8 protein-coding genes are annotated in these 14,036 nt (G+C 69.9%); 1 reads left to right on the top strand and 7 read right to left on the bottom strand.

Annotation, left to right across the window (positions count from 1 at the left end; genetic code table 11):
* Positions 1-20 precede the first annotated feature (20 nt).
* Positions 21-2,918 (bottom strand): vitamin B12-dependent ribonucleotide reductase, encoded by a 2,898-nt coding sequence (locus ACIO9J_RS35040; RefSeq protein ID WP_402008457.1) that lies wholly within the window; start codon positions 2,916-2,918, stop codon positions 21-23.
* Positions 2,919-3,055: 137 nt separating this feature from the next.
* Positions 3,056-3,601 carry a transcriptional regulator NrdR gene (gene nrdR / locus ACIO9J_RS35035; protein ID WP_402008455.1) on the bottom strand — a complete coding sequence of 182 codons (546 nt, stop codon included), beginning with the start codon at positions 3,599-3,601 and terminating at the stop codon, positions 3,056-3,058.
* Between the two features lie 496 nt (positions 3,602-4,097).
* On the opposite strand from nrdR, the gene lexA reads away from it, so the two are divergent.
* Entirely contained in the window at positions 4,098-4,886 is a 789-nt protein-coding gene (gene lexA, locus ACIO9J_RS35030) for a transcriptional repressor LexA (protein ID WP_402008453.1), read from the top strand.
* Between the two features lie 158 nt (positions 4,887-5,044).
* Here the strand turns inward: lexA and ACIO9J_RS35025 are convergent, their stop codons facing one another.
* From ACIO9J_RS35025 to ACIO9J_RS35005, 5 genes are all read right to left on the bottom strand, one after another.
* On the bottom strand, positions 5,045-7,015 hold the full coding sequence (locus ACIO9J_RS35025) for an ATP-dependent DNA helicase (protein WP_402008451.1): 1,971 nt from the start codon (positions 7,013-7,015) through the stop codon (positions 5,045-5,047).
* 40 nt (positions 7,016-7,055) lie between these two features.
* A complete protein-coding gene (locus ACIO9J_RS35020) occupies positions 7,056-8,924 on the bottom strand; it encodes an IucA/IucC family protein (protein WP_402008449.1) in 1,869 nt (622 codons plus the stop codon).
* A 58-nt stretch (positions 8,925-8,982) separates the two neighbouring features.
* Complete coding sequence (locus ACIO9J_RS35015) at positions 8,983-9,726, bottom strand: GNAT family N-acetyltransferase (RefSeq protein ID WP_402008447.1); 744 nt, start codon at positions 9,724-9,726, stop codon at positions 8,983-8,985.
* Positions 9,727-9,762: 36 nt separating this feature from the next.
* Positions 9,763-12,000 carry an IucA/IucC family protein gene (locus ACIO9J_RS35010; RefSeq protein WP_402008445.1) on the bottom strand — a complete coding sequence of 746 codons (2,238 nt, stop codon included), beginning with the start codon at positions 11,998-12,000 and terminating at the stop codon, positions 9,763-9,765.
* Between the two features lie 178 nt (positions 12,001-12,178).
* Positions 12,179-13,762 (bottom strand): diaminobutyrate--2-oxoglutarate transaminase family protein, encoded by a 1,584-nt coding sequence (locus ACIO9J_RS35005; protein ID WP_402008770.1) that lies wholly within the window; start codon positions 13,760-13,762, stop codon positions 12,179-12,181.
* Positions 13,763-14,036 lie beyond the last annotated feature (274 nt).

Genomic DNA, 14,036 nt, shown 5'->3' with positions numbered 1-14,036 from the left:
CGGCCCGACCCCACCAGGTGTCAGCTGCAGCCGCTGGTCGAGCCGCAGCCCTCGCAGATGTAGCAGGACCCGGCGCGCTGCATCTTCGTACCGCAGGAGAAGCAGAGCGGGGCGTCGGCCTGGATGCCCAGCTGCATCTCGACGAGCTCGGCGCTGGTGTGCGCCTGCTGCGGGGCGGTCTTGGCCGCCTCGGCCTCGGCCTTCGGCGTGGCGACCGCCTTCAGGGACTCGGTCTGCCGCGGGGCGGACTGGGCCAGACCCTCGACGTCGACCTCGTCCTCGGCGGGCTCGTACGAACCCGTCTCCAGGTGACGCTGGCGCTCCTCGGCGGAGTGGATGCCGAGCGCGGAGCGCGTCTCGAAGGGCAGGAAGTCCAGCGCCAGGCGGCGGAAGATGTAGTCGACGATCGACTGCGCCATCCGCACGTCCGGGTCGTCCGTCATGCCGGCCGGCTCGAAGCGCATGTTCGTGAACTTGGAGACGTACGTCTCCAGGGGCACGCCGTACTGCAGACCGACCGAGACGGCGATCGAGAAGGCGTCCATCATGCCCGCGAGGGTCGAACCCTGCTTGGACATCTTCAGGAAGACCTCACCGAGACCGTCGTCCGGGTAGGAGTTGGCGGTCATGTAGCCCTCGGCGCCGCCCACCGTGAAGGAGGTGGTGATGCCGGGACGGCCCTTCGGGAGGCGCTTGCGGACCGGGCGGTACTCGACCACCTTCTCGACCGCGGCACGGAGCGTGTCCTCGGTCTTCTCGGTGATCTCGGCCTTCTCCTTCTCCTTCGTCTTGGCGGAGAGGGGCTGGCCGACCTTGCAGTTGTCGCGGTAGATGGCGAGCGCCTTGACGCCCATCTTCCACGCCTCGTAGTAGACCTCTTCGACGTCCTCGACGGTGGCGGTCTCGGGGAGGTTGACCGTCTTGGAGAGGGCGCCCGAGATCCACGGCTGGATCGCGGCCATCATGCGGACGTGGCCCATCGCGGAGATGGAACGCTCGCCCATGGCGCAGTCGAAGACCTCGTAGTGCGCGGGCTTCAGACCGGGGGCGTCGATCACATTGCCGTTCTCGGCGATGTGGGCGACGATCGCCTCGATCTGCTCCTCCTGGTAACCCAGGCGACGCAGGGCCTGCGGCACGGTGCCATTGACGATCTGCATCGAGCCGCCGCCGACGAGCTTCTTGAACTTCACCAGGGCGAGGTCGGGCTCCAGGCCCGTGGTGTCGCAGGACATCGCCAGACCGATGGTGCCGGTCGGGGCGATGACGGACGCCTGCGAGTTACGGAAACCGTTCTTCTCGCCGAGGCGGAGCACGTCCTGCCAGGCCTCCGTGGCGGCGGCCCAGATCGGGGTGTCCAGGTCGTCGACGCGGGGAGCCGTGGCGTTGGCGTCGGAGTGCTGCTTCATGACGCGCTTGTGCGGCGTGGCGTTGCGGGCGTATCCGTCGTACGGGCCGACGACCGCGGCGAGCTCGGCGGAACGCTTGTACGACGTACCCGTCATCAGCGAGGTGATGGCACCGGCCAGGGAGCGGCCGCCGTCGGAGTCGTACGCGTGACCGGTGGCCATGAGCAGGGCGCCGAGGTTGGCGTAGCCGATGCCCAGCTGACGGAAGGCGCGGGTGTTCTCGCCGATCTTCTGGGTCGGGAAGTCCGCGAAGCAGATCGAGATGTCCATCGCGGTGATGACCAGCTCGACGACCTTGGAGAAGCGCTCGGAGTCGAACGACTGCGTGCCCTTGCCGTCGTCCTTGAGGAACTTCATCAGGTTCAGCGAGGCGAGGTTGCAGGACGTGTTGTCCAGGTGCATGTACTCGCTGCACGGGTTCGAGCCGTTGATCCGGCCGGACTCCGGGCAGGTGTGCCAGGCATTGATGGTGTCGTCGTACTGGATGCCGGGGTCGGCGCAGGCCCAGGCGGCCTCGGCCATCTTGCGGAAGAGCGACTTGGCGTCGACCTCCTCGATGACGTCGCCCGTCATGCGGGACGTCAGCCCGAACTTGCCGCCCTCCTCGACCGCCTTCATGAACGTGTCGTTCACGCGGACCGAGTTGTTGGCGTTCTGGTACTGGACGGACGTGATGTCGTCGCCGCCCAGGTCCATGTCGAAGCCCGCGTCACGCAGGGCGCGGATCTTCTCCTCTTCCTTCACCTTGGTCTCGATGAAGCCCTCGATGTCGGGGTGGTCGACGTCGAGGATGACCATCTTGGCCGCGCGGCGCGTGGCGCCACCGGACTTGATGGTCCCGGCGGAGGCGTCGGCACCGCGCATGAAGGAGACGGGACCCGAGGCGTTGCCTCCGGAGGACAGCAGTTCCTTGGAGGAACGGATGCGGGAGAGGTTCAGGCCGGCGCCGGAGCCGCCCTTGAAGATCATGCCTTCTTCCTTGTACCAGTCGAGGATCGACTCCATGGAGTCGTCGACGGCAAGGATGAAGCAGGCGGAAACCTGCTGCGGCTGGGGCGTGCCGACGTTGAACCAGACCGGCGAGTTGAAGCTGAAGATCTGGTGCAGGAGGGCGTACGCCAGCTCGTGCTCGAAGATCTCGGCATCGGCGGGCGAGGCGAAGTAGCTGTAGTCCTCGCCGGCCTTGCGGTAGGTCTTCACGATGCGGTCGATCAGCTGCTTGAGGCCGGTCTCACGCTGCGGGGTACCCACAGCCCCGCGGAAGTACTTACTGGTGACGATGTTGACCGCGTTCACCGACCAGAAGTCGGGGAACTCGACGCCACGCTGCTCGAAGTTGACCGAGCCGTCGCGCCAGTTGGTCATGACGACGTCACGGCGCTCCCAGACCACCTCGTCGTACGGATGCACGCCGGGGGTCGTATGGATGCGCTCGATACGCAGACCCTTGCTGGCCTTGGATCCCTTGGCGCGGGAACCTCGTGCCGGGCCGCTCGTCGTCTCGGTCATGCCGCCTCCCTGTATCAGGCTAAAACGCCCTGAAGTGCCACGTTCTTCCCGTGGCACGGATGTGTGTCTGATGTCGCGGGCATCGCAGAGGACACCCACAACAGGTCTGGTTCGCCGCCGGCCGGTCGGTCAGCCGGTCAGTCGGCGGCGGTGGCGGGCACCGGGACTTCGACAGTCCCTCCGGGCCCGCTGCCGTTCACGACGCGCTCTCCGCCCGCGTCGCACGGCTCGCCGTCGAGCCGCTGTTCCCTCAGCTCCCCGATGGCCGCCTCGAAGTCCTCGAGCGAATCGAAGGCCCGGTACACGGACGCGAAGCGCAGGTAGGCGACGAGGTCGAGCTCCTGCAGCGGGCCCAGTATGGCCAGGCCCACGTCATGAGTGGTCAGTTCGGCGCTGCCGGTGGCGCGCACCGCCTCTTCGACCCGCTGGCCGAGCAGAGCGAGGGCGTCCTCGGTCACCGGCCGCCCCTGGCATGCCTTGCGGACGCCGTTGATGACCTTCGTACGACTGAAGGGTTCGGTCACGCCGCTGCGCTTGACCACCATCAGTGAGCACGTCTCCACGGTCGTGAAACGACGGGAGCAGTCGGGGCACTGTCGGCGCCTGCGGATCGATGTGCCGTCGTCAGTGGTGCGACTGTCGACCACGCGGCTGTCAGGGTGCCTGCAGAAGGGGCAGTGCATGGAACTCCCAACCCTCCTTCACGGCACGACTCATAAGCTCCAACGGGCCCTCAGGGCCCTCGAAGCAGCCCCAAGCATAGGCGATTCCCAGAGCCTCGAAAGACCAGGGACCACAACTTCTGGGCCGCTGTTGCAATCCAACCACTAGATCTGGGGTTTGGCCGCTTTTCCGACACCAATCGCGTGTCGCGCCGTCCCGCACCGTGACCGCCGTACGCGGCACTCCGCGCGCCGCCCGCAAAGGGGGCCGGTGCCGGGTTGACGGGGCACCGGATGGCACTATGGAGGCTCCACTGAGGGGGCCAGCGTCCCGGCGGTGAAGCGTACCGTAATGAACCGAATTGCCATTCGGCCCGAGCGCTAGCCATACACCCGGACACATGATCACGTCAGGCAATCTTCGATTTTTCACTCGAACGTGTGTTTGGCGCAACCTTTCGAAAGCAACTACCGTTGGCTAGCTAGGGAGAGAACATCTCGAGAGGGGCCGACCGACGTGACCACCACCGCAGACAGCGCCACCATCACTGCTCAGGACCGCTCCCAGAGCAGCCGACTCGAGCCGGTGCATGCCATGAATGACGCAGCCACGAACCAGGAGGGGCCCAAGCCCACACGCTCCCTGCCGGGCCGACCTCCAGGAATCCGCGCCGACAGCTCGGGCCTCACCGACCGGCAGCGCCGGGTGATCGAGGTCATCAGGGATTCCGTCCAGCGGCGGGGCTATCCGCCGTCCATGCGGGAGATCGGGCAGGCCGTCGGCCTCTCCAGCACCTCCTCGGTCGCCCACCAGCTGATGGCTCTGGAGCGCAAGGGCTTCCTGCGCCGCGACCCCCACCGCCCGCGTGCGTACGAGGTGCGCGGCTCGGACCAGCCGAGCAGCCAGCCCACCGACACCACGGGCAAGCCGGCCGCGTCGTACGTGCCGCTGGTCGGCCGCATCGCCGCAGGTGGACCGATCCTCGCCGAGGAGTCGGTGGAGGACGTCTTCCCCCTCCCCCGGCAGCTCGTCGGTGACGGCGAGCTCTTCGTACTGAAGGTGGTCGGTGACTCGATGATCGAGGCCGCCATCTGTGACGGCGACTGGGTCACCGTGCGCCGCCAGCCCGTCGCCGAGAACGGCGACATCGTGGCCGCCATGCTGGACGGCGAAGCCACGGTCAAGCGCTTCAAGCGCGAGGACGGTCACGTGTGGCTGCTGCCGCACAACTCCGCGTACCAGCCGATCCCCGGCGACGAGGCGACGATCCTCGGCAAGGTCGTGGCGGTGCTGCGGCGGGTGTGAGACTCCGCCCCTGACCGGGCCCCGGGACCACCTGCGCCGGTTCCGGGGCCCTGCTGTATCCAGGGCCTGTCTGAGGCTGCGCCCAAGGGCCTTTGTGCGTCTCCAGCGAGCCACTGGGAGAGTGCCGGGCCCTGGAAGGTAGGACCCGGCCCGGTGGGCTACGCCTCGTCCGCCTTCGCCACCGCGTCGATCGCGGCCAGCGAGCGCCGCACCTGATTACGGTCCGTCGTGTACCAGAAATCGGGCAGCGAGGCCCGCAGGTAGCTGCCGTAGCGCGCGGTGGCCAGGCGGGGATCCAGGACCGCCACCACACCGCGGTCACCCGACGCTCGTACGAGACGGCCCGCGCCCTGCGCCATCAGCAGAGCCGCATGGGTCGCCGCGACGGCCATGAAGCCATTGCCTCCGGCGTCGTCCACCGCCTTCTGGCGCGCGCTCATCAGCGGGTCGTCGGGGCGTGGGAACGGGATCTTGTCCATGATCACCAGCTGGCAGCTGGCGCCCGGCACATCGACGCCCTGCCAGAGGGACAGCGTCCCGAAGAGGCACGTCTGCGGGTCGGCGGCGAAGCCCTTGATCAGCTCGCCCAAGGTCTCCTCGCCCTGCAAGAGGATGGGCGTGTCCAGACGGCCCCGCAGCTCCTCCGCGGCGCTCTGAGCGGCCCGCATCGAGGAGAACAGCCCGAGCGTGCGACCGCCCGCCGCCTCGATCAGCTCCGCGAGCTCGTCGAGCATGTCGCTGCGCGTGCCCTCCCGGCCCGGACGGGCCAGGTGCTTGGCGACGTACAGAATGCCCTGCTTGCCGTAGTCGAAGGGTGAGCCGACATCGAGGCCCTTCCAGACGGGAGCGTCCTCGGACTCGGTGCCCTCCGGGGCGAGGCCGAGCGAGGCACCCACTCCGTTGAAGTCGCCGCCGAGCTTCAGCGTGGCGGAGGTGAGGACCACCGAGCGGTCGGTGAAGAGCTTCTCGCGCAGGAGCCCCGAGACCGACATGGGCGCCACCCTCAGGGAGGCGCCGAAGCGCTCGTGCCGCTCGTACCAGACGACGTCGTACTCGGAGCCGTTCGTGATGCGCTCCGCCACGTCGTGGATCGACTCGACGGAGGCGAGCGCCTGCTTGCGGACCGCGTCCTCGTCCTGGACCGACTTGTCCCGGGTGGTGCCGAGCGCCGTGATGACCGCGCGCGCGGCGTCGCGCAGTGCCATCAGCGCGTACCCCAGGTCTTCGGGGATCTCCTCCAGGCGGCCGGGCAAGGCCAGCTCCATCACCCGCTCGAAGCCCTCGGAGGCGGTCTGGAGCTGGTCGGCCGCCTTCTCGTTGACGAGCTTGGCGGCCCGCCGGACGGCGCGGTTGACCTGGCCAGGGGTGAGCTCGCCGGTGGCCACGCCGGTCACCCGGGAGACCAGCTCGTGCGCCTCGTCCACGATCAGCACCTCGTGCTGGGGCAGGACCGGGGCGCCCTCGATGGCGTCGATCGCGAGCAGCGCATGGTTCGTGACGACGACCTCGGCGAGCTTGGCCCGCTCACGTGCCGCCTCGGCGAAACACTCCGCTCCGTAGGCACACTTCGAGGCGCCGAGGCACTCCCTGGAGGAGACCGACACCTGTGACCAGGCACGGTCGGAGACTCCGGGGGTGAGGTCGTCGCGGTCGCCCGTCTCGGTCTCGTCCGCCCAGTCCCGCATCCTCAGGAGGTCCTGGCCCAGCTTGCTGGTGGGCGCGGCCGCCTCGAACTGGTCGAAGAGCCCCTCCTCCTCTTCCTGCGGCACTCCTTCGTGGAGGCGATGCAGACAGAGATAGTTCGAGCGCCCCTTGAGCATCGCGAACTGAGGGCGACGGCGCAGCAGCGGATGCAGCGCCTCCACCGTCCTCGGCAGGTCGCGCTCGACGAGCTGGCGCTGTAGGGCGAGGGTGGCCGTCGCGACGACCACCCGCTCCCCGTGCGCCAGGGCCGGTACGAGGTAGCCGAGGGATTTGCCCGTGCCGGTGCCGGCCTGGACGAGCAGGTGGGAGCCGTCGTCGATCGCCTCGGCGACGGTCTCGGCCATGGACACCTGGCCAGGGCGTTCCGTGCCGCCGACAGAGGTGACGGCGGCGTGCAGGAGCTCGGGGAGGGAGGGCTTCGTCATAGCGCGACCACCCTACGGTGCCCCACTGACAATCCCGCGATCACGGCTGGTGGAGAGGATTGGGCACGGTGCCGTGCACGGCGGCGTGGGGCCGCTCGGAGCGGTCGCGGTACCCGTCGAGGTGGAGCCGGTTCCGGTTGAGGCACAGCCGCTCGATCCGCGGGGTGAGCAGGTCGAACATCTCGTACCGCTCCTTCATCTCCGGGGCACGCGCCTGGTGCCGGAGGATCTCCGCGCGCACGAAGGACCAGAAGTCGCGCTCCGATACGCCCAGTTGTTCCTGGCACAGCGGCGCGAGGTAGCGGAAGACGCCTACGAAGAGGCCGGAGTGGATGAACTGGGTGAGGAAGCCGGGCGGCTCCGTGAGCAGGACGTTGCGTACGTCGTCCGGCATGAAATCGTGCTCCGGCAGGGCCTCGGCGCTGACGTTGACATCGTCTACGAAGTCCTTCACCGCGAGCCGTACGGGTACGTCGTTGTCGTCAAAGACGACGATGGCGTTCTCCCCGTGTGGGGAGAACACGGTGCCGTAGCGGTAGAGGAAGTGCAGCAGCGGGGGCAGCAGGGTGGCGAAGAGGCGCCGCAGCCAGACGTCCGGGGCCAGCCCCGAGCGTTCGACGAGCTCCGCCACGAACGCCTTGCCGTCGGGATCGGTGTGCAGCAGCGAGGCAAGGGTGCGGGCGCGCTCGCCCAGGGCGAGGTAGCGGGTGATGGGCTCGCGCCAGATGGCGCCGAGCAGCTCTCTGTACTGGTACGGCACTTCGGGCAGCGCGTCGTACACCGGGTGCTCGACGGTCACCGAGGCGACTTCGCCGAGCAGGATGACCCCGCACTCGTCACGCAGGAAGGGGTCACTGTCGCGCAGTTCGTGCATCCAGGCCGTGACGGCGGGCGCCGCAAGCGTGCGCACGGTCGGCAGTCCGCGCCAGACCAGCGTGTTGAGCACCGACAGCGGCAGCTTCACGGTGTGCCGGTCGGGTCGGGACGTGTTGAGGAAGGTGCGGATGGACTGCTGAGGCAGGCGCAGATCACCGTCGGTGGTGAGCGGCACGATGGCGTTCGACGCGATGGAGGGGGCGAAGAGCGGCAGTACGACGTCGTCCCACTGCCAGGGGTGGACCGGAAGGTAGAGGTACTCCTGTGGGTCGAGGCCGCGCGCCAGGAGTAACTCCGCGAAGGCGTCCTGCGTGGTGGCGGACAGCTCACGTGCGTAGAGCTGCTGGGCGGTCGCCAGGCCGGTGACGCCGCGGTAGAGGCCGAGGTCGGTGTGCACGGCGATCCACGGCAGCGTCGTGGCGCGTCGGCCTTCCGGCGCCCAGCGGTCGGTGTCGCTCGCGGAGAAGCCGATGCGTCCCTTGTTGAGGACGAGCCAGGGGTGGCCGGTCTGGTGTCCTTCGAGTTCCGCGTAGCTGAGATCGGCGAGCTCCGCGGCGCTGAACGCCGTGTAGTCGATCTTGGCGTCGGCACAGAGCGTGACGTTCAGCTCGCGGATGAGATGGCCGAGGGTCGCACCGTCGAGGTCCAAGGTCCGGCGGGCGAGCGCGAGGAATCGCAGCGGATCACCGAAGGGGACGGGCTGGTCGCCGCACTCGGCGAGCGCCACGCTGTCCGGGTCCACATACCAACCTCCGTACGCGCCGCGACGGGCGCCGAAGGTGAGGTACGTGCCGTAGTGGCCGAGCTGCGCCAAGGTCTGCCCGACCTCGGTGGGTGCGAGGTCGAGGCGGTAGGTGTCCGCCTCGCCCAGCGCTTCCGGCACGGGCCGGATGATCTCCTCGTACGCGAACTCGCCGAGCATTTTGGCGAGCAGGCGACATCCCGCCCGTTGCCACCTGTCCCGGTTCAGCTCGGGTGGGTCGAAGAGCTCGGCGGAGGGGTGGGGAATGTGGCCGGCGGGCGGATTCGGCACGGGAACTCCTCAGGGAGGGAACCGGATCGGGTCGAGCGGTGTACTAAGAGTGACCGGGTCAGAGCACGGCGCGCAGGGCCCGGTCACGGACCATGAGCGCGGCCCGCTTGTCGGGCAGCTCCACTTCGGCGGAGAAGCGGAAGCCTGCGCTCAAGAAGGCGGAGACGGAGGGAGTGTTGCGCAGGTCGGGTTCTGCTACGACACGTGCGCATGCGGGGCGATGGTCGAGCACCAGGTCGGCCACGGCTCTCAGCAGCGAAGTACCGAGCCCGCGGCCGCGGTTGGCGACGCCACCGATCAGGAGGTGGATGCCGGTGTCGTGCGGACGGGCGGGGTAGTGACGGGCCAGCGGATCGAGATCGGCACGGTAGATCTCCCAGTAGCTCATCGGCGTGCCGTCGAGCACGCCCAGACAGGGAACGCTGCGTCCGTCGCCGTCGAGTTGGGGGCGCAGATGGGATTCCGTGACGGTCTCGGGTCCCGCGAGTTCCCAGAAGGCGGCGACGGCGGGGTCGTTCATCCATCGACTGATCAAGGGGAGGTCGCGTTCCAACCGGACGCGTACGAGTTGGAAGACTCCGGCCGCCGTGGTGGCGGGGCCCCATTGGGCGACGCCGTCGAGGAGGTCGTCCGCGGCGGATTGCTCGCCGCCGAGGGGCCCGGTCCGCGCGACTCGTTCATCGGTCTCGGCCAGCAGGCCGATGAGCTCGTCGGGCAGCCGCAGGTCGAGGGTGTCGGTGCTGTCGGCGCCCGCGGGTGCGGATTCGGTTCCGGCGTCGGTGCTCGCATCGGTGGGAGGCACGGCGTCGCTCCTGTCAGAAGTGGTGGGGCATGTTCCTCAGGAATGAAGGGGGTTGGCGATGGACACATAGACGGACTGGGTGTCGACAGGGCCGACGAGCTCGTCGAGTCCGTGCAGCCGGGTCAGCAGGTTGGCCTTGCAGCGCAGCACGGGTGAGTCGAGCAGCGTCGCGGGCAGCGAGGTGCGCAGGCCGTCGGGGCCGGACGCGACGTCGCCGAGGAAGCGGCGGAAGGCGGCGAGCAACAGCCGTTCGTCCGCGAGCCGTTCGGCGCCGAGCGCTCCGATCAGGCCGAGGACGTTGTTGATGCCGAGGTAATAGGCGAACCGCTCGTCCGTCACCTCGTCGGAGACGAACGTGTCGCTGTCCTGCCCGATGCCGGGGAGTCGCCGGTCGAGTTCGGCGCGCCGGGACTCGCGGAAGTAGTAGCCCTGGTTGTCCCGGTAGCGGCCGCCGACGGGCCAGCCGTCACGGTCGAGCAGCAGAAGCGTGTTCTGCTGGTGCGCTTCCAGGGCGACGCCCGCCTCGCTGTCCAGCCACAGGACGGGGCGGACGACGGTCTCCAGGTAGCGCAGGAACCACTCGGTGGCAACGGCCCCTCGGGGACGTCCTGTTCGCCCGGCGAGCCGCGTGATCGTCTCGCCGAGCCGGGAGCGCATCGGACGGCGACCGTGTTCGGCTGCCCGCTCCGACGGCCTGGGCGAGACGAGTCCGGCGATGCAGGTGGCGTCGTCACCCGGGCTGAAGGGGTTGTGCCTGATCATGACGTCGAGCCCAGGGACGGGTGCGCCGTCGGGGCCGGTCACGGCGAGCCAGGCGGGGTCACGGACCACGTCGAAGCCAGGGTGGACGGCCTGCCACTGCTCGGCGAGGCCACTGCGCAGCAGCCGGTGGACCTCGACACCGCGGTGGAGTTCCTTACGGAGATTCTCACGACGGGAGTTGGTGATGCGCAGGCCGAGCGAGAGCTTCAGCATGGCGGCGGCACCCGAGCGGTAGAGGGTGCGCACGGAGGAGGTGGGGTACCAGGGAGCGCCATGAGGGCCGAGGTCCTGGAGGAGTCCGGCGTCCAGGAGGTCGGCGGCCGCAGGGCGGTGCCGCAGTTCGCGGATCTGCCAGGGGTGGACGGGCAGGGCCACCCGACCGTCCGGCAAAGGCAGTTCCGGTCCGGCGAGACGGGCCGCGAGCTGGTCGGCAGGGAGGGCGCGGCCGCGCTCGGTCCAGGCCGAGTCCATGGCGAGCACGGACCGGTCGACCGCCAGCCAGTGCAGCGCGAAGGCGCCGCGCAACTCCGGTGAGTAGAGCCGGGATTCGGTGTCGGACAGGCCCTCGCGGCTCTTGGGGGTCGGATGCAGGGGGTGCCCGAGGAGAAGGGACTGTTCAGCGGCTAGGAAGAGATCGGGCTCGTCGCCCGGGTTGTCGCGGCGGTCGGCGATGAACTCGGCGGTGCGGCGGACGGAGTCGGCTACGCGTCCGACGAGGTCGGCACCGTCGATCTTGTCGACCATGCCGAGGGGCTTGCCGGCGCCGTCGGCACCGGCACCGGTTTCGGCTTCCGCCGCCGAGGCCGTGGCGAGGGCCGGTACCGAGGAAGGTGTGGCCTCGCGGCGATCAGTCGCAGACTCGGACCGGCCAGCCGCGGACTTGGACAGATCCGCCGTCGTCTCCGGCTCGTCCACCGAAGGCTCGGTCCCGGCCGAGGTGGTCTCGGCCTGGGTGACCTCGGGCCGGGTGGCCTCGGGCCGGTCCCGGATGGCTTCGGTCCGTTCCGAGACGGACTCGGGCCGGTCCGGGGCAGACTCAGGCCGACCCTCCGTGCCTCCCGGTTCGGGCGACTCCGCCGCCCCAGGCTCCGGCGACTCCCCGGTCTGAGGCTCGCGCGGTTCCGCGATCCGTGTCGTCGGAAGTTCGGCGTCGCGGCGGGCGGTCTCTCGGCCGAGGAGTGCGGCGACGGTGACGGCGTCGACGGGCGGCGCGCTGTCCGGGCCGTCCGCCAGGTACGGGAGCCCGAAGCGGTGCCAGCCCGTCGCCGACCAGTAGTGGACGGGGACGAGCAGGGCCGTGCCGCTCGCGGCCAGCGGGATGCGCAGGGCCCCCTGGTCCGGCGCGGGGAGGTTGTTCTCCCTGACCCAGCAGCGCAGCAGGTTCTCCACGGCCGCCGCCTGCGCGGCGGTGTGCGGGTCGGGGTGCTCCAGCAGATCGATGGAGATGCCGCGCAGGCGCTCGGCCTCCTGGCCGCCACCCTTCTGCCGGGGGACCGTACCGGAATCCGCCACCAGTGAGGATTGCGTGCCGCACGCGCCTGGGGCGTGGTGGTGGGGTCGGCCTTCGGATGCGGGGGTGGCGTTCAAGAGGGCTTCCTTGTGAGGTTGTTCGGGCTCCGTATGGCGACGGGACCGGGCCGCTCCTCGGCGGTTCATGACCGCCGCGCGGGCCTGAGGCCGTCCGTCTCAGTTATGCGTGGGGCGGGCGTGCCGCGCTGGCCAGCGCGTCGGCGAGGCGGTCGAGGACCGCGGCTGCCTGCTCGTCGGTGATCGTGAGAGGAGGAAGAAGTCGGACGACGCTGGAATGTCGGCCGCCGAGCTCGACGATGAGTCCCCGGCGCAGGCACTCGCGCTGCACGGCGACGGCCAGTTCCGGGGCCGGCGGGTGAGGCTGGGTGGCACGCGGCAGGGCGTCCGGACCGGGGTCGGCCGAGACCTGGGCGTACGCCTTTCCCTGCCCTGGGATCGGAACGGCCGAGGCAGGCCCCGCGTTCGAGGCAGGCGCCGCGGTCGAAAGCGACGCCGCGTTCGAGGGCAAGCGAGGACCGACTCCTGGTGCGGCACCCTCGCCTCCCCCTCTCGTCGGGTCCTCTCCCCCTGTCGAACCCGCTCCGCCGGTCGTCGGGTCCACGAGCTCGACGCCGATCATCAGGCCCCGGCCGCGGACCTCGCCGATGCAGGGGTGTTCGGCGGCCAGGGAGCGCAGTTGGGCGAGCATGCGGGCGCCCAGGGTGGCGGCGCGTTCGGCGAGGCCGTTCTCCCGGACGTATGCAAGGGTCGCCGTGCCCGCGGCCATCGCCAGCTGGTTGCCGCGGAAGGTGCCCGCGTGGGAGCCGGGCGGCCAGACGTCCAGGTCGTCGCGGTAGACGACGACGGCCAGCGGGAGGCTGCCGCCGATCGCCTTGGACAGCACCATCACGTCCGGGACGACCCCGCTGTGCTCGACGGCCCAGAAGGCTCCGGTGCGTCCGACGCCGGTCTGCACTTCGTCGGCGATGAGCGGGATGCCGCGCGCCGCGGTGATCTCGCGCATCCTGCGGAGCCAGGTGTCGGGGGCGGGGAGGACGCCGCCTTCGCCCTGGACGGGTTCGAGGATCATGCCGGCCGGGGCGGGTACGCCCGACTTGGTGTCGTCGAGGAGGTTCTCGGTCCACCGCGCGGAGAGTTCGGCACCGCGCCCGCCGCCGAGGCCGAAGGGGCAGCGGTAGTCCTGCGGGAAGGGCAGGCGGGCGACGCGTACGTCCCGTGCGCCACCGGAGGCTTCGAGGGCGCCGGCCGTCATCCCGTGGTAGGCGCCGGTGAAGGCGAGCATGCCGTCGCGGCCGGTGGCCGCGCGGACCAGTTTCAGGGCCGCCTCCACCGCGTCCGTGCCCGCGGGGCCGCAGAACTGGATCCGTGCGCGGTCGGCCAGGCCGGGCGGCAGGGTGCGGAAGAGCTCGGTGGTGAAGTCGTCCTTGACGGGCGTGGCCAGGTCGAGGACGTGCAGCGGGGCCCCTGAGTCGAGGACCTTCCTGATGGCTTCGAGCACCACGGGGTGGTTGTGGCCGAGGGCCAGGGTTCCCGCGCCCGAGAGGCAGTCGAGGTAGCGGCGTCCGTCCGCGCCCTCGATCGTCAGGCCGCGCGCCCGCACCGGCACGATCGGCAGGGCCCGCGCATAGGTGCGTGCCGCCGACTCGCGCGCCGACTGGCGGCGCAGGATCCCCTCGTGCGCGGCGGAGTGCGCCGCAGGGTGCGCGCCGGAGTGTTCCGCGGGGGCCCCCGGGGTGGGTGGCACGGGTGGGGCGGGATGCGTCGCGGAGTGCGCTGCGGATACCGCTGCGGGCGCTGGCTCGGTCACGGCCACGACTGTGGGTCCTCCCGCTGTGCATGAGCGCGTCCCCCATGGAGTCCGGGGAGCTCCATGGGGGCCTGCTCGGTGGCAAGTTGGCAGGGGGGATGAACGCATGGCGCGTGTCCCCCGTACGTACCAACGACGAGAGCCCCGGAGGATCACGGGTAATCAGAAGATCCTTGTCGTGACGGAACCGTTGCCCTTCCGTCGGCCGTCC

The sequence above is a fragment of the Streptomyces sp. NPDC087300 genome (genome assembly GCF_044744425.1).
Lineage (GTDB): Bacteria > Actinomycetota > Actinomycetes > Streptomycetales > Streptomycetaceae > Streptomyces.
This window is presented reverse-complemented; position numbering and strand designations above follow the sequence as displayed.